The following is a 22,685-nucleotide window of genomic DNA, read 5'->3' on the forward strand; positions in this document are numbered from 1 at the left end:
TCATCCGTCGTCCCGCTGTCGCAGGCCCAGGCCGGAGCGGAGGGTGCCGGCCAGTTCCGTGGCGGACGCCGGTACCGCCCCGGTGTCCACCTTCCCGTCCAGCAGGTGCCCGGCGACCCGGCGTACCGCGTCGCGGAAGGCGTCACCGGCGTACCGGGCGTCGGCGAGTACCGCGTGCGGCTCCAGCACCAGCCGGACGGCGATGGCCCAGGCACGGGTGGTGTCCGTCTCGCCCGTGCCCCCGGGTGCCGCGCCGGCGAAGTCGGCGTAGGCCTGGGCCCACAGCCGCCGCGAGACGTTCGCGGCGACCGCGTCCATCTCGTCCGTCCAGGCGTCGGGCCGCGCCATCCGCACCCGCACCAGGTCCAGCGGCGGCAGGGCGGCCGCCGGCAGCCGGCCGTCGCCGCGCAGGACCATCTCGGTCTGCTGACCGGGGGAGAGCGTGACGCCCGCGGCGCCGAGGTCCTCCAGGCCGACGGTCTCGTTCGCGGTGTGCCCCGGCGGGGCAGACGGCAGGTCGGCCTCGGTCACCTGCCCCGCGATCCACCGGTGCAGCCCGGCGTCCCTCGGGACGGCCGGGGCCCCCTCCACCGCGCCGGAGCCGTCGCCCGAACCGTCGCCCGAACCGTCGCCCGAGCCGTCGCCCCGGCCGGCCCCGTTGGTCCCACCGGCAGTGCGGGCTCCGGCGGACGGGTGGGCGAACGCGGCGGAGTCGGGCACCGCCACGGCCGTACGGAGCGTCGGCGCGCCGGGCGCCGCCCCCGTACCCGTGGTGCGGGAGGGGTCTCCCTCCGGGGGTGTGGTCCGCCCCCAGGTGCCCGCCGCGGCCGGCTGACCGTCAGGGCCGGGCAGCACCGCGACGGTGTACGTCCCGGTCGCCGGGTCGTGGTGGAGCGTGGTGGCGCTGTGCGTGGTCCACCAGTTCCTGGCCGAGTTCCTGGCCCCCTCACCCGCGATGCTGCCCTCGACCGGCCGCGTGCCGGACGGCCTGCCGTGCGGAACCACCGCGACGACCTCGGCGTACCCGTCCTCGGCCAGCAGTACCGGGTCGCGGAAGACCAGTTCACCGAACTCGTGGGGCGGCACAGGCCCCGGCATGCGGAGCCCGTCGGCGTCACCGTCGGCGATGTACACGAAGGGCGCCGGGCGGTGCGGGTCGGTCGTCCAGGGAGCGGGTTCCGTGGCGACGGGTACGAGCGAGCCGTCGGACGCGTGCCCCAGCAGGGTGACCACACGGGGGTCGAACGTGCCCCGCGGCCGGGCCGTGGCGTCCAGCGCCCGGCCCCAGGCCGTGCCCTGGGCGTCCGTGAGGAGCCGGTCGGACTCCAGCGCACCCTGTTGCTCCAGGTGGTGGGCGGCCACCTCGTGGAGTTGCCGCGGGTCCCGGCCCACGGCCGCCGCCTGCCGCGCCACGAGGACCGCGTCGCCGAACCGGGCCGGGTCGGCGGCGGGCAGGTGCAGCACCGCGGCGGCGAACGCGCCCGGGTCCGCGTGGGCCGTCACCGTGGCGACCTTGAACGACGCCCACAGCAGCCGCGACCACTCGGCCTCGCCCACCGGCGCCGTGGCGTCCAGCCCGAGGACCTGGCGGGCGACGGTTTCGCGGTGAGGTGACGAGGCGAGGTCCGCGAGCATGTGGACCAGGTGCGGCAGGCCGATCCAGCCGGTCAGGGGGCCCCGCAGGCCCGCGTCCCATCGACGGGCCGCCTCCGCCAGCAGGCTCCGGTGGCTGTCCAGGGTGAACTGCGGATCCTGTCCCGGCGGGTGCCCGCCCGCGTGGTACCGGGTGAGGATCTGCTCGTACAGGTCGAGGGTGAACCTGCGCGCGCCGTCGCGGTTCAGCTGCGGATCGGCTTCACGCATCAGGTCGAGCGCGCCCGCGCCACGCAGCAGCTCCGGATACTCCGCGGTCGCCTCGACCGTGGGGCCGAAGATCCGGCGCAGCGCCCGGACCAGCCGCAGGGTCCGCTCCCGTGCCGCCTCGGGGGCCTGGCCCGGACCGGAGTGCAGCCCGGCTTCGCGGGCGCGCCGGTCCAGTGCGTCCCCGGCCGGCTCCGGCCGGAACTCCACCCACGGGTGCGCCTGGCCCCGCGCGTCGGTGAAGAGGCTGAGGTGGGTCTCGGGGTCGCCGGGCCGTGCCGGCACGGAGGCGTTCATCAGGACGGTGGCGAACACCGTGCGGCCCGTCTCGTCGGCCGTGTGCTGGCCGACCGCGACGGCCGCGAGCGGGTCCGGCACGAACGGCAGCGGACCGTCGATGTGGAGCCCGTGCATCTCGCCGATGCCGGGGGGCGTCGCCGCGTAGCAGATGAGCAGGACCACGGGGTGCTCGGGGGCCAGCGAGGCCAGGCTGCGGCGGCGGGCGAGCCGGCGGGCGAAGCTCCGCCCGTCGTCCTTCCGCTCCCCCTCGGGGGTGTGCCACATGACGGTGCCCGGCAGGCCGTGGTTGTTCGGGAAGTACGGTGCCGGCAGGTCGCGTTCGACCCAGGGCACGACGGAGGTGGCGCCCCCGGTGTCGTAGGCGGTGCGGTGGAACACGTAGGACGTGACCGTCCCCAGCCGGCTGTGCGTCAGCGTCCGCGACCAGCCTCCGTCCTGCGACCCGGCGAGGTCCATCGAGATGTACCCCGTCGACCGGTGGCCGTGGTGGGCGATGGAGAGGGCGCTGACCCCGTCGTCCCCCGTCCCGGTGGGTGAGCCGGACGCCGTCGCGGGCGTGTTGGCGAACCACTGGCCCCTGGGCGCCTGCCCCTCCTCGTCCAGCAGCAGGACCAACGAGCGGTCAGGGGCGCCCGGGAGGCGTCCGACGATCGACCGGCCGCTGGTGGCCCACACGTCCCGGCCGAGCCGGTCGGCGAGCCCGCGTGGCAGGTCCAGGGCCGCGGCGGTGGGCCGGGCGACGTGGAGCAGCAGCGGCACGTCTCCCGGGCGACCCGCCAGGTCCCTGTCGAGGGCCATCAGCTCATGGAGGACCTCGGGCGGCGCGGGGCGGGCGAACCCGCCGAGCCCGCGCACCACGACCGCGTCGGACCGGCCGGCGAGCAGGACGAGGTACGGCTCGGGGTGGGCGGGTGTGGGTCGCCACGGCGCGGCCGTGGGCCCGTCGTGGCCGGTCGTGCCGTCGGGGGCCCGCGAGATGCGGCCGGTGCTGCCCGGATCGAAGTCGACCGGCACGGGCAGGCCGAGCCAGTTCCAGCCGCGCGGCCGGCCCTGGGCGTCGATGAGCCGGAAGTCCGGGTGGAAGGCGCCGCGTTGCGCCAGGTAGTGGGCGGACAGTGCGGCCGGAGTCCCCGCGCCGGCCGTGAGCGGGGCCGTCACCAGGCGCATCAGGGCACCGCGCGCCGCGGCGTTCACGGTGTCGGCGGGGCCGAGCAGCAGTACCCGGCGGACCAGCGCGTCCAGGTCCAGGAAGCCGCCGCCCAGTTCCGGGTCCACCGCCCTGAGCCGGTCCAGCCGTTCCAGCCCGTCGGCGGCCCGCGCCCGGTCGATACCGTTCAGAGCGCCCAGGCCGTACAACGCGTCAAGGACCGCTTCGCGGTGGCCCTCCGCCTCGTGGGGCGACACCTCCTGGGACGTGAGGGTGGTGCTGTCGTGTGGGGCGGGAGAATTCGGCATCCGCGACACCGGGTGGTTCGGCTCGGCGGCGACGGGCCGGGTGTGGATCGGGCGGGTTCCCGGTCGGTGCGGGAGCCCGGCGCGGGTGCCGGGGGCTCCCTGACGCGTCACCGTGCCCGACTTGGGCTCCAGCTCGTCCAGCAACGCCTGGGCGTGCTCGTCGGGGAAGAGCCCGTCCCGCGCGACGTTCTCCCGCAACTCCGCCTCGTCGAACGGATGGATGTTCCAGTACCGGCCCCAGTTGTCCGTGTAGTCGAGGGCCGGGTCGTGGCCGGGGACGTCGTTCAGCGCCAGCTGTGCACCACGCATCACCTCGTGGGCGGTGTGGTGGCCCACCGTCAGGGAGATGGCCATCATCCCGGCCCGGATCAGGCCGAGGTCCAGGTCGAGGCCCCACTGCTCCCGCATGCGGGCGGCGTGCAGCATGAAGCGGTACGTGGACCCGGCGGTGCCGGTCGCCACCAGACCGCCGGAGTCCTCGGAGAGCCCTTGGAAGGCGGCGCTCATCGCGAGGTCGTACACCGATGTCGCCGGCATCCAGGTCAGCCCGGCCTCGCCGACCGCGAACCGGCGCTCCGCCTCGCTCAGCGGCGGACGCGCGTCGCCCGGACGTACCGGATTCGCCACGGGGTGCGGCAACTCCTCGACCGCGGCCATCTTCTCCGCCGGGGACATGTCCGACGCCTGGATCTCCATGGCGCGCCGCATGTACTCCGTGTAGACCGCCCTCTCCCGCCGGCTCGGCCGCTCCGCTGCGATCTCCGGATGCTGTTCCTCGGCGCCGCCGAGCATCTCCGGCACGAGATCCTTGGAGATGCCTTCGTACAGGAGCGCCACGAGCTCCCGCAGGTTCCCGCTCCGCAGCACCCGCTGGAGAGCCTCGCGGGACGTGCCGACGACACCCGCCTTGAATTTGCTGGTGTCGCCGAACGTCGCCAGCGCGCGCGGATACCGCTTGCGCGCCTCCGCCCACGCGGCGCTCGCCATCTTCCGGAACTCGGCGGTGACCGCCTCGTGTTCGGCCAGGTACTCGCCCAGTCGCTTGTCGAAGGCGACGGACTCCTCGGCATACCGGATTCGCGCCAGGACCCACGGGGGCGCCTCGCTGTTCCTGCGCTCCGGGCTCGCCTGCGCGGAACGAGCGGGCGGCCGGGACCTGGTGCGCCCGGTCGCGGGTGCGGCCTCGGCGGTCGCGAGTCGGGGGGTGCTCGCGGATTCGGGGGTCGCGGGCCGCGTGACCGGCGGCTCGGTGGTCGTCGTGGGTCCGGCGGTCGCCGGCCGTGTGGATGCGGGCTCTTCCGGCCGGGCCGGTCCTTCGACAGGTGTGGTGCGCGCCGACGGCCCCGCCGGGACCAGGCGGTGATCGTCGATCTCGATCGTCACCACGCGCCCCTGGGCCGGGTCGGTGACACTGCGCACCCGCTTCCCGGACTTGGTGAGACGGAAATCCCGTACGCCGACACGCGGCCCGGTCAGGCCGGTCTGGAACGTGTCCAGAACCTGGGCCAGCCTGACGGCGAGCGCCTTGGCCACGGCGTCCGCCCGTTCCTGGCCACTGGCCTGTGCGCGGTTGCCGTGCCCGGTGAGGGTGACCGCCGGCATCGGCAGGCCGTGGGCCCGGTTCCACAGCCCCGCGCGTGCCAGCGACCGGGCCAGGCCGTCGATCGTGCCGTCGGCGTCGGAGGGGATGCCCCGCTCCCCCTCCTCGAAGCGGATCGTCTGCTGGTGCCATCGCGGCGCGTGGCCGTGCAGCACCACCGTCGTCAGCGGGTTGGCCACCGCGGGCGAGGATTCCGACAGCAGCGCCGCGTTGACCTCGTGCGCCGACTCACCCGGCCGCTTGCTGTACGCCCGGAAGGACCACAGGTCCTTGCTGTCCATCACCGGCGCGGCGGCCCGGATCAGCCGCTTGGCGCGCGAACGCGCTCCGGCCGCCTCGCGCAGCGCCAGCGCGTGCTCGGGGCGGTCCTCGTCGAAGTACCACGGCAGTTGTTCCGCCTGGTGGACTTCCGCCAGGGCCCTGGCCACGCGCGCGAAGCCGTCCAGGCGGTCGGTCTCCGCCTCGTCCGCACCGTTCTGCCGGGCCTCGGCGACCCTCTGCTCGGTCTCGCGGGCCAGCCTGGTGAGCTCGTCCTCGCCGTATCGGTCGAGGTTCTCGTCGATGACGTCGTCGAGGAGCTCGGCCGGGATCTCGCTCCGGGAGTGGGTCTCGTTCTCCAGGGTGATCTGGTGGGTGCCGTCCTCGGCGGCCAGCACCACCTGGGCGAAGTGGTACGGGGCGTGCGGGCCCACCCGGTCGCCGGGCTTGGCGTGGTTGTGCGTGAACAACTGCGCGCCGCCGTCGTTCGTGGTGCTGATCGACTGGACCAGGTACCCCTCGCCGACCTCTGCCCACGCGTACTCGTTGACGCCGATACGGCGCGCGGCCGAGGCCAGCGGGGTGCGCAGCGGGTTGTCCTGCGGCTCGTAGCTCAGGGCACGGCCGTAGCGCTCGCCCGGTGTGGGGGCGCCCACCACGCCGCCGGTAAAGCGGTTGTCCCGGCCCGCCTGTCGGGCGGCCCAGCGGGGGGTGACGTCGGTGGCGGGTCGCGTGCCCTCGGCGACCTCCGTCAGCGCCCGGGCCAGGTGGTGGGTGCCGGTGACCTCCCGGCCGTGCTGCCCGTTCACCGGGGCCGTGGAGACGACGCCGGTGGGGTCCCGGAAGGCGATGTGGGACAGGGGTGCGGTCGCCGCGTCCGCCACCATCTGGGCGAAGTCCCGCGTGAAGGCGTGCTCCGAACCGCCGGAAGCCGTCAGGAATTCCGGCTCCACCCGCAACAGCGGCTCGCCGTACGATCCGTCCCCCTTCGGCAGCAGCACACCGGTCGACTCGTCGGCCTTCAGCCGTACGCCCGCTCCGGCCGCGGCCAGTCGTGCCGACGAGCGCTCGATCGCCGCGCGTGTGGCGTACACCTGCCGGCTGCGGCCGGTCGTCCCGTCGTCGGCCGCGAGCACCGCCAGCGTCCGGTCCTCGGAGATGTGCAGCGGCGGCCGGTCGGCCATGGAGATGGTCCTGTGGTCCTGGCGCGGCAGGACCAGGGGGTCGGGGACGGAGCCGGTGCGGACCTCCCCGACAGAAATCGGGAGCGGCTGGGTGAACAGGACCCCCGTGCCTCGTCTGTCGATGACGCCGTAGTCGCGCGTCGTCAGCGGATGGGGGCGGCGCCCCTCCGTCTGGCGTTCGAGGACGGCACGGTCGACCATGCGGTCGAACTCGGCGTCCCCGTCGCTGCTGGACAGGTCGTCCTCGCTGTCGGGGTCGGTCCCACCGTCGGTGTCGTTCCCGCTGCTGTGGTCGCGGGCTCCGGGCAGTCCACCGTCCGCGGGCGGCGCCGCCGAGGCCCAGCCCGCACCGGTGTCGCCGTCGCTCAGTTCGAGCATGAGGTGGCGGGTCCCGGCCGTCGGATGCGTGGCCACGCCGACGGGTGCCTCGGGGTACCAGACGCGGCGGCCGGTCGTCCCGGCGACGAGGGAGGCGACGGTCGCGGCGTACTCCGGCGGGAGGGCGAGGACGATGTCCGCGCCGGGGGGCCGCCGGGAGTCGTATGAGATGAGCATGGCCAGCTCGTCGGCGCTGTCCACCCGGAAGGCCCGCCCCGGCATGGCGATCTCGACGGCGTGGCCGTCCGCGTCGGCCGCGACCAGGTAGGGGTTCTGCCAGGGAGCGGGCCGGGGGATGACCCTGCCCCGGCCGCGCACCGCGTAGGACGCCAGCTCGGGGGTGGTCCGCCCCGGTCCGGTGAAGTCACGCCCGACGGCGTTTCCCTCGTCGTCGCGCAGCAGCGTGCCCTCGCCCAGGGCGCCCCGCCCGGTCTCGATCTGCCGCTCGACGAAGTACAGGGCGAGGTCACGGACGCTCGCGAGGTCGTCCGAGGAGGCGTCGACTGCCAGCGAGCCGAGCAGCAGGAAGTCCGCGGGGCCCGGCCGGGTCCTGCTTCCCATGTGCAGGACCTGCCGGGTGACGCGCTTCAGGCCGTCGCGCAGCGTCTGCGCCGTCGGGTGCGCGTCCGCCTCCGCCCGTACGAGGTCGTACAGCGCCTCGGAGGTCTCCCGTAGGCGGGCGCGCGGAATGCCGCCCCGCTGGGGGCCGAACATCGTGTCCAGCCAGCCCGGTTCGGCCCAGAACGAGCGCTCGGCCTCGTCGTCGGAGTCCGTCTCGGACTCCGACTCGTCGGAGTCCTCCGCCAGTGTGGGCAGGGCGTGTCCGGGGGGCAGCGGGGGCGGCACCGCGCCGTCCGGCCCGGTCTGTGGGGAGGCCGCGGGGAGCGACACCGGGTCGACCCACACCGGCTCCCGGAGCTCCGCCGTCGCGCTCTTCCGCGCGTCGGCCCAGCTCGCGCCCTCCGGCGGGGTGTCCGGCGTGATGTCCCCTGCGACCGCGGCCCACAGCTGGAGGTGGCGGGGGCGCAGGCCGCTCTGCGCGAGGCCGTCCGGGGCCTGCTCGCCGAACGGTCCGAGCAGGCTGCCCGGCGCGTGGAGCCGGTCGGGGTTGCTCGCGTCGCGCGTCTCGTCCCGCAGGAACAGCTGGTGCGCCAGCTCGTGCGCGAACTCCACCGGATCGGCGTCGGCCCACCACGCCCGCTGGTTCATCTGCTGGTCCCGGCCGACGAGATCGACCGTCAGATGGGGGGCCTCGTCCGGCCCGGGGGGCTCGACGGTGACGTGCAGCCGGTCGCCGTTGGGCAGCCTGTGCCCCGGACGGTTGTAGAACTCCTCCACGCCCTCGAGCACCCGCGCCATGGCGGCGTCGGTGTCGGCCTCCCCGTCCACCGGCTGGAAGGCGAGCCGCACCGTCAGGTCGGTGACGGTCTCGCCGCCGTGGGTGAAGCGCCGCACGTCGAAGGCCGATCGCACGACGAACCGCGGCCGGGCGTCGCGGCGGGCACGGGGTGGCGGCGCGGCGCCGGCGGCCGTTCCGGCGGAATGGGCGTCCCCCCGCAGCGGTATGCGCAGGGCCGTGGGCGGCAGCTGGAACGGTCCGTCCGCCCCACCTGCCGTCTGGGGCGCCTTGGTGGCTTCGGCGCCGGACAGCGTGCTCAGCTCGAACGCCTCCTCCTCCTCGCCGGGCAGCCCCGGCAGGTCACCGCCGGCCGGAGACGGAGGCAGGGGAACGGCGGCCGGGTCCTGATGCGGCACGGGTGGGGCCGACGGCGCGGCCGGGGCGGGCTGCGGGGCGGGGGCGCTCCGGACCAGCGGTACGAAGTCACCGCCGCGGCGCCGGAGTCGCAGGTGCGGGCCGTCGGCGGACGGACCGGGGTAGGTGTGGGCGGTTCCGTTCTCCTCGACCAGAGTGACGGTGGTGCCGGTCGCGGCGGCGGCCCACTCGGCGACCGCCCGGTCGGCCCCGGGGCTCCAGGGTGCGTGTGCGAGGTGGCGGCGCAGGTGTCCGTCGAGGGCCTCACGGCTCGGCGCGGGTGCTCCGGGGCGCGGCTTCATGGGCGGAGGGCCGAAGAGGGAGTCGCGTTCGGCCGGGTCGCCGGGAAGGCCGTTGAGGCGCAGCAGCTGGGCGGGCGACGCTCCCGCGCGCATGCGCAGCCGTGCCGCCTCCCGGCGGTCGAGTCCCGGCTGCCCGGCGGCGCGGCCGAGTGCCGTGGAGAGCGCGCCGAAGAAACCGTTGCCGCGTCCGGTGGGCGTGCCCTGGGTGTAGGTGGCGCCGTCGGGCGCCGTGAGGACACCGTCGCGGGCGAGGCGGTAACGCGGCCGGCTGGTCTCGGCGGGCGGCAGCCAGGGCGCGGTGGTGTGGCTGCGGTGCACGGGTGACTTCGCCGGCTGCCCGGTCGTGGTGTCGCCCGGGGCCGCCGGGGCCGGCAGCGCAGCGGTGACGGGGGCGGGGGTGCCCGGAGGGAGAGCGGCGTGGAAGAAGCCGTCGGCGGAGAACAGCACCGGGTCGGCGGCCGGGTCGACGGCGGCCGGATCGGCGCCGTGCGGGAGGAAGAGCTGTTCCCGGCCTTCGCCGGTCACGACGGTCAGGGGGAGGCCGAGCACCCGTGCGGCGAGGGCGGGCAGCAGGTCGGCGCCGCCGTGGTCGCCGGCCCGGCGCCCGGGCCGGGCCGGTACGCCGTCCGGCTGCCCGGCGCCGGTCGGGCGCGGCTCGTCCGCGAAAGGGCGGGACAGGGCGGTGATCGCCAGTGCCACCCGCTGGCCGGGCGTCGGCCACAACGTGAGCGGCAGACGGCCGAAGGCATCGAACTCGGCCTGCTGGGCCGGAGTCAGTACCACGCCCGCATCGTCCAGTTCGTCCTGCGTGAAGGTGTCGGCGACGTCCAGGGCGAGGGCGTCGAGCAGATCCTCGTTGCCGTCCTCGCCCAACGCCCAGGCGAGGCGGTCGCGGGCGGCGCCGACGGCCTCCGCCGTGACAGCCGGATCGTCGGGGACGCCCGCGAACCGGCCGGCGAGGTCACTGCCGAGCAGGTGGGGCAACCGGCCCCGGACCTCGGCGGCGGCGAGCAGCGCGTGGAAGAACGAGGCGCCGTCGTGCGGCACGGCGTGCACTTCGCGCACCGTGGCACCGTCCGGCGAGGTGAGGGTGCGCAGGCCGGTACCGATGCCGTCGGTGATCCCGTACGGCTCCGGCACCTCTGAGCGCCATCCCGGCTCGGCGTACTCCTGCGGCCGGTCCGCCACCGGGACCGAGGCCGATCCCTGGTGGTGGGCGGTGAGGCGGGAGGCGGCCAGGTGCAGCCGGTGGTGGTCGGCGGCGGCGACACCGGTGCGCTCCTCCCACAGCCGTGCCTGGTCGCGGGCCGCCTGCCAGGCGACGACCGCCGGGGCCTCGGCGAGGTCCCGCGACAGCACGGTCGCGCGGCCGGGGTCGTCGTCGCCGAGCGCGGTCCGCTCCGCCGGGCTGAGCGAGAGCCACGCCTCACGGGTCCGTGCACGTGCCTCGTAGTACTCCTTCTCGGCCGAGGCCAGGTCGGCCGCGGCCTTGGCCATGTCGTCCCAGGCCGTGCCGACCTCGTCGGGGAACGTGCTGTCGTCCAGGAGGCCGTGGTCGCGCGCGATGTCCTCGCGCAGCCAGATCAGCGCGGTGGTTTCGGTCTCGGCGGCGCGCGGCCCGCGCGGGACCGCGCCGAGCGCGCGCATGGGACGGCTGTGGGTGATCCGGTGGTCCACCTCGGCCACCGCCAGCCAGCTCACCGGCACCGCGAACAGCATGCTGCGGTCGGTGACGACCTTGAGATGGGTGCCGAGGGTGGTGTCAGCGGCGCCCTTGAGCGCGGTGCTGTCGTTCGCGCCGGCGATCGGGACCGTGGCTCCGGGGTTGGTCACACCCGCGTTGCTGTTGCCGGCCAGCGGGGCGCTACCCGCCGCACCCTCGACGTTGTCGGTGATGCCGGCCTCCAGCGCGTCGGAAATCTTGCGCCGCTGCATGGCCTCCATACGGGGCTTGCTCTCCACGGCGAGCAGCCGGGCGCCGCGGCGGTGCATCTTCGCGTAGAGGCGGGAGTCGGCGGTGTGCGACTGGCCGAAGAGGTGTGCGGAGGACTGGGTGGGCAGCCGGGAGCCTTCCGCGCCGAGCGCCTCGCGGAAGCCTGCGGTCAGGCCGCCCTGCGAGGTGGCCTCCTGCTGCGCCTGCCCGGGAGCCGTTCCCAGACCGGTGAGGGGGGTGAGACGGGCCATGCGCAGGCGGACGGCGAGGAGCTCGCCGGTGTGCCGTCTGCCCAGGTCGCTGTCACCGAGGCCGTCGGCGCGGGCGGTGGCGAGTGTCAGCGCATCGTGCACACCGGCCGCGCCGCGGATGTCCACGGCGAGGATGCCGGAACCGATCCGGTCGTCGAAGGGAAGGATGTCGGGGTCGGTGCCGCTCGTACCGTCACCAGAGGTGCGCCAGGTGGCGATGCCCTCCGGCCGCGCCTGATCGGCCGTCATCATGCGTACGGCGCGCTCGGGTTCGGGCACGTCCTGCTCGGTGACAGCCCCCTCGTCCCCGTCACCCACCGGAGTGAGCACGCCCGCCGGCGCGATCTCGTTGAGCGTGCCGACCTGCGCCACGGCACGCGGTGGAAGCACGTCCCCCGCCACGTCCGTCATGGTGACGGTCAGGATGTAACTGGTGACGATCTCCGCGTGTGCCTGCGTGGTGGCGATGTTCGGCATCGCCGTGCTGCCGTCGGTCTCGGTCCGGTTGCTCGCGCGCTGCTTGGCCGCCGTGCCCTGGAGCGAGGGGTTGGCGACCAGGACACCGTCGCCCGCCGCGCGCTCGCCGGCGCTCAGGGTGAGGTCGGCGCCGCGGTCCTGGGACGTGCCGCCGGCGTCGTCACGGGCGATGGTCCGGTAGTCCTCCAGTTCGTAGCCCGTGCGCAGCCGCCGTACGGCCGTGGTGACGGGGGTCAGCTTGAAATTGATCTGTCCGGGGCTGCCGCCGACCGGCAGGTGGTGTGGGCCGGACCAGGTGCGGTAGCGGACCGGGAGGCTCATCCCGCCGGTGGTCAGCTCGTGCAGATGGGCACGCAGGAAGTCCGGCGAGAGCCGCTGCAGGACCTGCTCCCGGTCGTGCGAGGGCACCCCGATCTTCTCCAGGCGCGGCAGCAGTTGCTGCGCCGCCCGGCTCGCGTCGAGCCGTCCGCTCGGGTGGGTCGGGAAGCGCCGGCCGTGCAGGAAGGCCGGGACCCGGTAGCCGCCGCCGAGGTTGCTCGGGGTGGAGGTGCCCAGCCCGTCCGGGGCGAGTCCGGCCTCGATGGCGTCCTGCATCGGCAGGTGGAACATCACCGCGTCACGGATCCGCTGGAGCGCGGCGGCGGCCCGGCGCGGGGCCAGGCCGCGCCCGAGGCGCTCGGACAGCCGCCCGGCGGCGGAGCTGACGCGGGCTCCGGCACGGGTGCCGACGGTACCCATCGCGGCGGTCCAGCGGTCGCGCACCGCCACGGTCTCGGCGGCGTCTGCGACCACCAGGTACATGCGCCCGGCGAAGGTCAGGGTGGTGTTGCGCCCTCGGGTGAGGGCCTGCGAAGCGCCGCTGCCCTTGCCCCAGGCGTACTGGAGCGCGGTCGAGTACGAGCCGACCACCGCCTGCCTGCCCTCGACCTGCTGCAACGGCAGGTAGCCGCCCTGGACGCCGAGCGTGGTGCGCGAGACGGTGCTCGCGCTGCCGACGACCCGGTGCTCGTTGCCGATGGTGTTCTCCAGGCTGCCCGGCTTCGGATCGCTCTTGATCCGCAGGTTCTCGAGCTCGCCGCGGACCGCGGCCTTCAGGTAGTGCGTCCGGAACGGCCCGGCGCCGTTGAGCCCGGTGATCCGGGATCCGAACGGGCCCAGGTACTGCCCGAGTTGGCCGGCCACGCCGAGGTTGGCCATCGCCCGGCGGAGCGCGGTGCGTACTGGTGCGCCAGGCGCGCTGACGTGCCAGGAGGTTCCGGAGGCGCGGTCGGCGGTCTCCTGCATCAACTGCTGGCGCTGCGGGCCGCCCTCGGCGCTGAGCACCACGTGCGGGGCGCTCAGCAGCTGCTGGACGAGCTTCTGGCCGTCCCGGTCCGCCCGGGGCAGGGGGCGGGTGCCGTCGAGGAGCTGGTCCGCCTCGGTGGCGGAGAGCCGCTGCGGTGCGGGCGTGGGAGCGGGCGCGGGTGCCGTGCCGTCGGCGGGCGGGTCGGTGGGGGCGTGGTGCTCCGAGCCGTGCGCCGCGGGCACGGCCAGCTCCACCCGCCCCACGGTCTCGGTGCCCCGGCTGAACAGCGGCCGCTCCTCCACCTTGCTGACGAAGACGCCCGTACCGAGCAGACCGATCGACAGCAGCCGGGCCCAGCCGCGCGGGCGGCGGTGGCCCTCGAAGGAGGCGCCGAGTTCCACCTGGTAGCTGTAGAGGTCGGCGCCGTTCTGGAACGTCAGGTGGTCGTGGGCGACCGTGACCGTGTTCCGGGTGGCCTTCTGGTAGGTCCGGGCGTAGCGGGCGCCGACCGAGACGTTGCCGCTCCGGCTCGGCAGACCGGGGCCCGGCACCTTGTCGTGGTCGCGCGGCGAGACGCCCAGCTCGGCACCGGCGGAGTAGGTGCTGGACTCCTGCTGGCCCTGACCGGAGACCTCGTTGCCGATCACCGCGTTGCGCAGCGACCGCTCGCTCATGGTGGTCTCGAACCGGCGGTCGGCCAGTCGTGCCCGCAGGATCAGTGTGTGGTGGCCGCGGCGCACCGGGCCGTCCTCGGTGAGCGTGACCGGGACCCCGGTGGTGGTCAGCTCGTCCAGACTCTGCGTCAGGGTGGGCCTGTTCAGCGCCTCGCGCACCTGCCGGTCGTTGTGCAGTGCGGTCCGCAACCGGCCGTCGCCGTACCGCAACCGGGCGAGCCGGGGGTGACGCAGCATCAGCGGCGGCGCGAACAGCGACGGGTACGAACGGTGCAGGGTGTCCAGTACGGCGTCCGTGAAGACCCGCATGGGGTCCTGGGGATCGGTGCCGTCCTGCGGGGCGGGCGGCTGCTGGGTGGCCGGAGGTGTCTGCTGGTTCGCGAGCGCCGTCTGCTGCTGGGGGGCGGGGGCGGCCGGCCTCTGTCCGGCCGTCTGCGGCGTCTGCGGGGCGGTGGCCGGCGGTGCCTGCTGCTGAGTCACGGGCTGCTGCGTCCGGGCGCGTGCCTGCGGGCGGAAGCCCTCCGCGCGGACCTGGCCGCCCAGATGCACCGGGTCCTCACGGGTGAGGTACCACGGCACCGGCGGCTCGGCGTCCGGGTTCGGTCCCGTCCTGCCGGGCGTGCGGCTGTCCCAGCCCGCGAGCCGGCGGGCGTCCTGGGTGGAGATCCAGTCAAGGCTGACCACCCGCACCGGCCGGGCCGCGGACGACGGTTCACCGGCCTTGCGGATCATCAGGGTGCGCTCCACCTGGTAGAGCGCCAGCGGGTGGTTGCGGACCCGGCCGGTGACCTTTCGGGCCGCGTCGGTGCCCAGGTAGTGACCCCGCCCGGTGGCGAGGTCCGTGCGGACCAGCGGACCGCCTTGGAGACGGACGTCTGTGTCCGGCCCGACGAGGGTGTAGTTCGGCCCGGCGGTGACCTGGAACCCGAACCGGGTGTCGCGGACGTGACCGCGCTGGTTTTGGTAGGTGGTCTGGGTGAGGTCACGCACCTCCGCCTTGACCGACTCGGTGACCAGCACCGCGCGGTGCGGCACGGACCGCTCCACGACCAGATGACCCAGTGGGTGCTGGCCGCTGCCCCGGGTCAGTTCGGGGCCGCTGACCGGGCCGGTGAGCCGCCCGAACAGTCCGAGCAGCCTTCCCGGGCGGACGTAGGAGACCAGCGTGCGGTGCGCCGAACTGCCGGGTCGCGCACCGGAGACGGCCAACGCGATGTCCTCCGGCGGGGTCGTCAGGTACAGGCCGGTGGAGTCGGTCAGCCGTGGCTCCGACCCGCCCGGGAAGGTCAGCGTCTCCGGCGCCCGGCGTGGCCCCGTGAACGGCACGGTGAGGTCGTCCGGCAGCCGCCAGGTCAGCCCGTCGCGCATGCCGAACTCCGCGGTGTGCACCTGGGCGCGCCGCCAGTGCGGCCCCGGCCCGGGCGGACCGGCCGTCCGGCTGTCCGTACCGGTGGTGCCCGGCGCCTCGGTGACGCGCTGCACCCGCACCCGGTAGTGGACGTCGTCCAGGTGCAGGTGCGAGCCCTCGTGGGCACGGTGCTCCGCCTGGGCGTACGCCGACGTGCCCTGGGAGTAGTCCGTCCTGCGGCTCCAGCCCAGCGACACACCGATTTTCAGTAGCCAGTTGAGCGGCGGCCCCATGCCCAGGCCCGCCGCGATCCGGCGCCCGAAGCCCACGCTGCGCCCGCCGCCCGTCCCGGCCTGTCCGCGCCGCATCGTGTCCAGCCGAACCGTGGCGCCGCCCACATCGGAGAAGCGTTCCCAGCGGTGGTACGGGAGGGCCTCGACCGTCATCTCCAGGCCGACCCCGGACTTCTCCCGTCCCACGATGCGGGCCCCGCGCGGGGCGGTGAACGCCGAGGGCTGGTAGGTCAGCAGACGGAGCAGCTCCGCCTCGTCGAAGTGCGCGCGCACCGGCGCCGGGAGCCGGCCGAGGATCTCCCGGGCCGCCAGCTCGGGTGAGCGCAGGGTGAGCACACCGGGCCCGGCGAGCAGCCCGGTGGGCGAGCCGTGCGGCGCACCCTCGGGGGCGGCGTCACGCGGATCGGCGCCCGGCCTGATCAGGACGGCGGGCAGCCTGCTGCCGTCCTCGAAGGTGACCGTGCGCGGCGACGGCCCCGGCGGGCGGGCGTCCTCGCCGGTCAGCAGCCGGGCCGGGCGGTGCCGTTCGAGCTGGGTCTCCAGGGGCACCGGGTCGCCCCGGTCGGGGGTCTCCGCGGGGTCGGGGCCGGTGATCCCGGCCATGCTGCGCAGCCACTCCCCGTACGGGTCGAGACCGTCGGGCTCCGGGGAGGCCGACGGCGCGGTGGGCGTGGCCGGCTCGGGGGTGGGCACGAGGGCGTCGTAGTGGTCGGTGCCGTTGTAGGCCAGGTGCAGGGTTCCGCCGGTGCCACCCGGATGCAACCCCGTGACGAGGAGCGCGCCCTGCGCCTGCGGGTCGGGCCGCACGAGGCGCAGATCCAGGTCGAGGGTGTGGGCCAGCGCGTCCGGGAGCAGGTCGGCGAAGGGGGACGACCACAGTCCGGGACGCTCCGCGGCGGCGGCGAGCAGACCGCGCCCACCGAGCCGCCGTGCGTCGGCGGGGGTGGGCGCCACCTCGGCGAGCTGCGGATAGCCGCTGTCGGCGAGGATCCGCCGCCATCGCCGGGGGTCGCCGTCGGTGACCACCTCCCGCGCGACGCGGTTCCACTCCTCGGTGATCCGGCGCTGCTCTTCCGCGTCGTCGGCCCCGGCCAGGGCGCGTATCCGCAGGTCGTCCACCACGGTGAACACCGGGTCCGGTACCGCGGTGTCGGCGACGGCGCCCAGCTCGGAACCGGTGACGCGGTCACGCACCAGGCCCCGCAGCCCGGCGATGTTCCGTGCGGCCCAGGCGGGCGGCACGTCCCGGCCGCGCGCGCTGTCGAGCACCGCCCGGAAGAGACAGTCGCCGTCGCCCCGGGCGTTCACCCGGCGGAAGGCGAGACCGTCCGCCCGGACGAGGTCCGCCGGGTCGGGAGTCGTCGCGGGGCCCTTGCCGAACACGGTCAGGCTCTCGGCGAGACTCTCCGGCCGGGTCGGTGGGGACACCAGGTCGGGCCTGCGACGCAGCAGTTCGGCGGTGTCCTCGGGGCCGAGGTCCAGCTGGGACAGCGGCAGCGGAGCGCTCGACAGCGACCAGGAGACCTGCGCCGACGGAGCGTAAGTGAGTCCGCGCACGTCCTCCTGCGAGATCGGTGTGGTCGCAGGCAGCTCGGGGGGCGGCGGGGGCAGCAGGTCGTCGAGCGTGGTGCCGGGCCCGGCGCCGGCCCGCAACTCGGCTGCCGCGCGCAGGAACGCGGTGTACTGCTCGGGAGTGGGATCGGCGGGCGTGCCGACGGCCGTGGCGTGGGTGGCCGTGTGCCAGTCGGTGACCATTCGGCGCAGCAGGTCCGGGGTCATACGGCCGTCGCCGTAGCGGGCCGCGCTGCCCGTGCCCAGCCATCGAAGGCCGTCGACGTAACCGAGCCCGGCGAGCAACTCCCGGTTTTCCGGACGCTGTTCGGCGTCCGGGCCGAGAGCGTCACGCAGCGTGCGTATCTGCTGGAGGGTGCGGGCGCGGGCGAACACGTCGGCCGGGCCGGGGCCCGCGTGCAGACCCGCGTCGCGCGCCGACCGGTCGAGGTCCCCGCCGCTGGGCTCCGGAGTGAAGAGACGCCACCGCCCCGGCCCGTCCGCGCCCTCTCTCAGCACCGCGCGGACGTCGCCGTTCCGGTCGCGGGCCGTACCCACCTCGGTGGTCGGCGCGTACACCGGCCGCCCGGTCCCGTTCGCCACGTGCTGTGCGACCGGCAGACCCGCGATCTCCGGTTGCCGTCCGGTCTTGCAGGAATACAGCACCAGCGGCCGGTCACTGTCGCCTTCCTCCGCCCACGACGCGAGCACCTTGCCGAGCTGTACACCGCTGACCTCCACGGTGGGCCGCGCCGGGTCGTCGGTGCCGAGCGTGACGGTGCGCGGGGTGCCGTGTTCCACGAAGTAGTCGGCGCCCTGTTCGGTGCCGGCGCCGGGGAGCGGGGCCGGCGGACCGGTGAACACCGTGCGGCGGGCGGGCTGCGTCTCTTCCGTACCCGCCGCGGAGTCGATCCGCGGGGGTGGGGCGGGGGCCGACACGGTGCGTACGCCCCGGAAGGTGTCCTGGCCGAGCAGCGCCCGGCGTCCCGCGTCGCGTGCCGTACCGTCCTCGGCCGGGCTCTGCGAGATGGTCAGCGTCCGGACGGCACGGCCCGGTGCGGAGTGCGCCGTCGCATCCGGCACCAGGCGCCGAACCTGGGCGAGGGGCACCGTGAGGCCGTCCAGGGTGATGACGGCCGGCTCGGCTGCGGGCCTCCGGGACCCGTCACCCTCGCCGTCGATGACTTCACCGTCAGCGGGGCGTACGACGATCCGGGCCGGCGGCGGAAGCGCCACGGGCGGCGCCGCGGGGGATGTCTCCTGGGTGACCGGCGCGGGCGGGGGCAGGGTGCCTTCGTTCCCGGTGCCGTGGCGTGCGCCGGGGCCGGGGGTCCGTCCGCCGGTCGCGTCGATGTCCCTGTCGCCTTCACCCGGCTCCAGGTACAGGTCGGTGGCCGTCTCGTTCCAGGGGCGGGACAGGGTGGCGAGCTTGGCCGTGGTGGGCCCGGTGGGGACCGTCGGGCCCGGACCCGGGGCGTCGCTGTGTACGGCGGCTGTCTTCTCCTGGAGGGGCACCGCGGGGGGTGTGGCCGTGGAGGAGGCGGGCGGGGGGCTGCCGGCCGTGGCGGTGCTCCAGGTGACCGGCCGGGGCATCGGGCCGAGGGCGTCGGCGAGCGGCAGCAGCACGTCCGCTCCGGGAAACTCGGTGCCCGTGGTGCCCGTGGTGCTCGTGGTGTCTGTGCGGTCGGCGGTGTTTGTGGTGCCCGTGCGGTTGTTGGCGGTGTGCGTGGCGCCGTCAGCCGTCGCGGCGGGCGTGGGACCGGCGAGCGGGCGAACCTGGACCGGAGCACCCGGCCCTTCCCTGGTCAGCTCGACCGCGGCGCGCACCGGGCGTCCCGCCGCGTCCGCCGCGACTGCCGGCCCGAGCACCACGGCCCGGTCGGTCCCGGCCCCGTCCAGCAGTCCGGCCGCCTCCGGCGATCCCTCCCCCGGCGGCGGCATGGACGAGACGACGATCGTGAGCGGCTGTACCCGGGTGGACTCGGAGTCTCCGGCGCGCGTAGGCCCAGGGCCGGTCTTCGTGTCGGCTGCGCCCCCGGCATCACCCGGCTCGCCGGTGCCGGCGAACGAGCCGACGGTGCTCACCTTCGGCGGTGCGGTGCCTGTGCGGATGCCTGTGTTGTCGATGCCTGTGTCGATGCCTGTGTTGTCGATGCCCGCGTCGATGTCCTGGACGGGGGCGGTGACCTGCGCCACCGGGGCGGGCACGCCTTCTCCGGAGTTTCGCGTGACGCCGGTTCCGGCCGGGTCTGCGGTCTGGGTCCCCGTCTCCGTCTCCGTCTCCGTCTCCGTCTCCGAAGAGGGGGGCGTGTGCGGGGAGTCGTCCGTCACGGTCGGCGAGCCGTCCCCCGGGGCCGTGCCGTCCGTGGTGCGAGTGCCCTGCGGAGACGCGGCGGCGGGAGCCGGGCCGCCTCCGGCGGCGGGGACGCCACCCGGCCGGGCACCGCTGCCCGTACCGGGGGCGGCGGAGGCAGTGGGGCCGCCCATGAAGGCGGGAGCGTCCTCCCCTTGGGCCCGCCCCGTAGCCGTACGGTCGTTCTGCCCGGCCACGTCGTCCGACGAGTTGTGGACGGGGCTTACCGGAGATTCCTGGACGTTGCTCCCCACCGACGTCTCGGCATTGTCGGGGAACGTCTCAGCCGAGGGCGCGGGCACGTCCGGGGCCGGGTTCACCGGGAACGTCTCAGCTCCCGGGGACGCCTCTGCCTCCGGGAACGTCTCGGCCCCCGGGGATGCCGCCTCCGCCTCCGGGGAAGCCCCGGGTGCGGTCTGCTGCCGGTGGGCCGGGCCGTCGAGCCGTGCGTCCGGGCCGTGGTCCGCCACCGGATCGGCGTTGCCCCCGGCGAGACGTGCGGCGGATTCGGCAGGGGTTGTGCCGGGGCCGTTGCCGGAGGTACCCGGGGCGGAGATGTCAGGAGCGGAGGTCCCCGGGTTGCCCACCGGGATCGGGGCATCCACCGTGACCTCGGCACCGAGACCGCCGAGGGCCCGGCGGACCTCGTCGGAGTCGATCTGGACGGCGGGACCGTTCCCGGCGGGCACCACCCGTACCTCGAGCAGTTGCGACAAGGTGCCGTGCAGGCTGTCGCGGACACCGATCTCGGCGCTGCCCGGCGGCTGGGCACCGCGCAGAGCGGCCAGGTCACGCAGCGCCTGCTCGCGGACCTCTCCGGGGCCGCTGTGGACCTGCTGCCACAACACGTTCTCGGCGGCGGTCACGGGGAACGAGCCCGGGGAGTACGGCGGCGGGACCGAAGCCGCGTACGGCGGCGGGCTCTCCGAGACGTAGGGCGGGGGCGACTGGCTGCCGATGAAGTCACCTTGTCCGTCGCCCCGTCGCACGACCTGCGGACCCGCGGCGGGCACGGGTCCGTCGCCGCCCGCAGTGTCCGTGTCCGTGTCCGTGTGCGAGCGCCCGTCCGTGCGATCGGGACCGTCGCCGGAACGCGGGGAAGCGTCGGCGTCCCGCGTACCCGTGTCGCCGTCGGAGACGGTGGGCGGCTGATTGCGCAACTTGTCGATGACGTGGCGCAGCTCGGCGGCACTGTTCACGGCCGCGTCGCTGAGCGTGGCCTCGACCTGGCTGCTGATGCCCGCGCCGACGAACGTGGACCAACTGGTTGACCAGTCGCCGTCGAAGGCCCCCTTGATCAGGATCTCCGCGAGCGCCTCTCCGGAACCGGCGGCGAGGAAGTCGGCCGTTCCTTTGAGCCCGTAGTGACCGGCCAGCGCACCCGGTCGGTCAGCGTTGTCACGCAGGATCTGGTTGTTCCGCCACAGCTCGGTGTTGTTCCGGAAGGAGAGTGGGTTGTTCCGGAAGGTGACCGGAGGGTTGTTCGCGAGGGTGGGGCCGTTCCCGTACGGGCGAGGGTCGGGGCGGTCCTTGACGAGGCTGTCGCGGTCGGGACCCGGGGTCGGTACGGGGTTGGGCCTGGGGTTCGGGCCGCCGTCACCGAGGTCGAGGTTCGGGTTGTCCCGCAGGTCGGGGCGGTCCTTGAAGTCGAGGTCCGGGCCGTTCTTGAGGAAGTTGTCGTCGAAGCTCCTGACGATGCTTTTCGCGAAGCTGTCGAAAACGCTGGTGAAGAAGCCTGCCGCGGCGCCGAACGCGGCAGACTTGAGTACGTCGTTCCAGTCGATGCCGTCGGGGCGGCGGCCGTCCGGGGCGAAGTTCATCATCGCCAGCCGTACGGCGAAGGTCGTGAACGCCTCGGCGAACGCCTCGGTCAGCGAGGGTGCCAGATGCAGCCGCTGGAGCAGGTGGCTGAGCGTGGTGAGGATGAAGAACCGGCTGCGCATCTTGGCCAACATGATCTGGCTGGCCGTGGCGCCCCCGGTGAAGAAGGACATCGCCAGGTAGATCGCGATCTCGATGAGCAGCCGGATGATTTCGGCGATCACCTGCCACTTGGACTCCATGATGTCCATGGAGGTCTTGCGCCGGCCCTGGGCGATCTTGTCGAGCTGGTCGGAGAAGTCGCGCAGGTAGTTCTTGCCGCCGTCGTCGATGAGCATGCCCATCGCCTTGGCGTACGACTTGGCGAGGTCGTCCGGCATCGACTCGCCGATGTCGTGGATCGACTTGTCGATCAGCGAGGACAGCCTGTCCAGCTTGCGTCCCAGGCCGGAGTAAGGCAGGCGGCTGTCGTAGGCGAGGTCCTCGTCGGCGTCCATGAGCTTCTCCCCGGTGAGGATGAAGATCATCGCGTTGACCTCGGGCGATACCTGGATACTCATCCGGGCCCGCCCTGAAGCACCCGCGGGCAGGACGCGGCGGCCGCTCCCCCGGTGGTGCGGGAGCGGCCTGCGGCGCGGAGGTCAGCGGCGGCCATGCCCGCCCGGGCCACCGAGTCCGTCGGTGTCGATGCGGTTGGTGCCCTGCTCGACGTTCTCGATGTTGCGGTCGCGGGTGTCCTTCATCATCCGGACCTGGCTGACCGTGGCGTCGGTGATGCCCACCAGCGCGTCACGGATGGACATCATCGTGTCCTTGGTGGTCTGGCGTTCCTTCTGTTCCTGCGGCTTGGCCTTCTCCGCGAACTCGCCCTCCGTACCGGGCCAGTTCACCGTGGGTGCCAACTCGTCGAGGAATTCTTCGGTCATACTCCTGGTCAGGGTGCCGATCTCCTCCAGCTGCCGCGCCAGGGCCTCGATGCGCTGCGGGTCCGCGTAGTACCGCTGTCCCATCGTCAGTCCTCCCCCTCTTCGCCGAGCGCGTCCCGCCAGGCGGGGGTGGCCTGGCTGCCACGTGCCGTTTCCTCGTCGCCCTCGCGGAACACCTCGGGACCGAAGATGCGCTCCCAGTCCATCTCGAAGCCCTTCAGCTCCGGCACGTTGCTGCTGGGTTCGGTGAAGGGAGCCATCGCCTTCATCACGTGCCGGTTCATCTTCAGGCGCGCCGCGCTCGCCGCCTCCAGAACGCTGGCGGCCAGCTCCTGCGGAGACATGTCGCGGTACTTGTTCTCCAGGAAGTCGATCCCGGTCAGCTCACCCTGCGGGCCCGCCGTGGCGCGGACCGCGCGGTCGGAGGAGAGTGCGGCGAACGACGCCGTGCGCAGTTCGCGCTCGGTGCGCGCCACCGCCTCCTGGGCCGCCTGGAGTTCGGCCATGGCCTTCTCCAGGCGCTTCTCCAACGGTTCCGTCATGCCGCTCCCCCTCCTGCGTCGCTCTCCCCGTACGCTCGTACATCGGTACGTACGGCCCTGGCCTCCGGCCCTTCAACCGCCCTCCTGATCATGCCCGGTGGAGCCTCCGACGCGGAAGCCGGGGCCCGGTGCGCCTCGTCC

The 22,685-nt window shown here is 74.4% G+C and carries 3 protein-coding genes; all 3 read right to left on the reverse strand.

The window, feature by feature from the left end; genetic code table 11:
• The gene (locus QFZ58_RS04940) at nucleotides 1–21,636 is read right to left on the reverse strand and encodes a lonely Cys domain-containing protein (RefSeq protein WP_307123664.1); all 21,636 of its coding nucleotides are present in this window, start codon (nucleotides 21,634–21,636) and stop codon (nucleotides 1–3) included.
• Nucleotides 21,637–21,717: 81 nt separating this feature from the next.
• The gene (locus QFZ58_RS04945; protein WP_307123665.1) at nucleotides 21,718–22,086 is read right to left on the reverse strand and encodes a hypothetical protein; all 369 of its coding nucleotides are present in this window, start codon (nucleotides 22,084–22,086) and stop codon (nucleotides 21,718–21,720) included.
• 2 nt (nucleotides 22,087–22,088) lie between these two features.
• Nucleotides 22,089–22,544, reverse strand: a complete 456-nt coding sequence (locus QFZ58_RS04950; RefSeq protein ID WP_307123666.1) for a YbaB/EbfC family nucleoid-associated protein — start codon at nucleotides 22,542–22,544, stop codon at nucleotides 22,089–22,091.
• Between the last annotated feature and the right edge of the window lie 141 nt (nucleotides 22,545–22,685).

The organism is Streptomyces sp. B1I3 (assembly GCF_030816615.1).
Classification (GTDB): Bacteria; Actinomycetota; Actinomycetes; order Streptomycetales; family Streptomycetaceae; genus Streptomyces.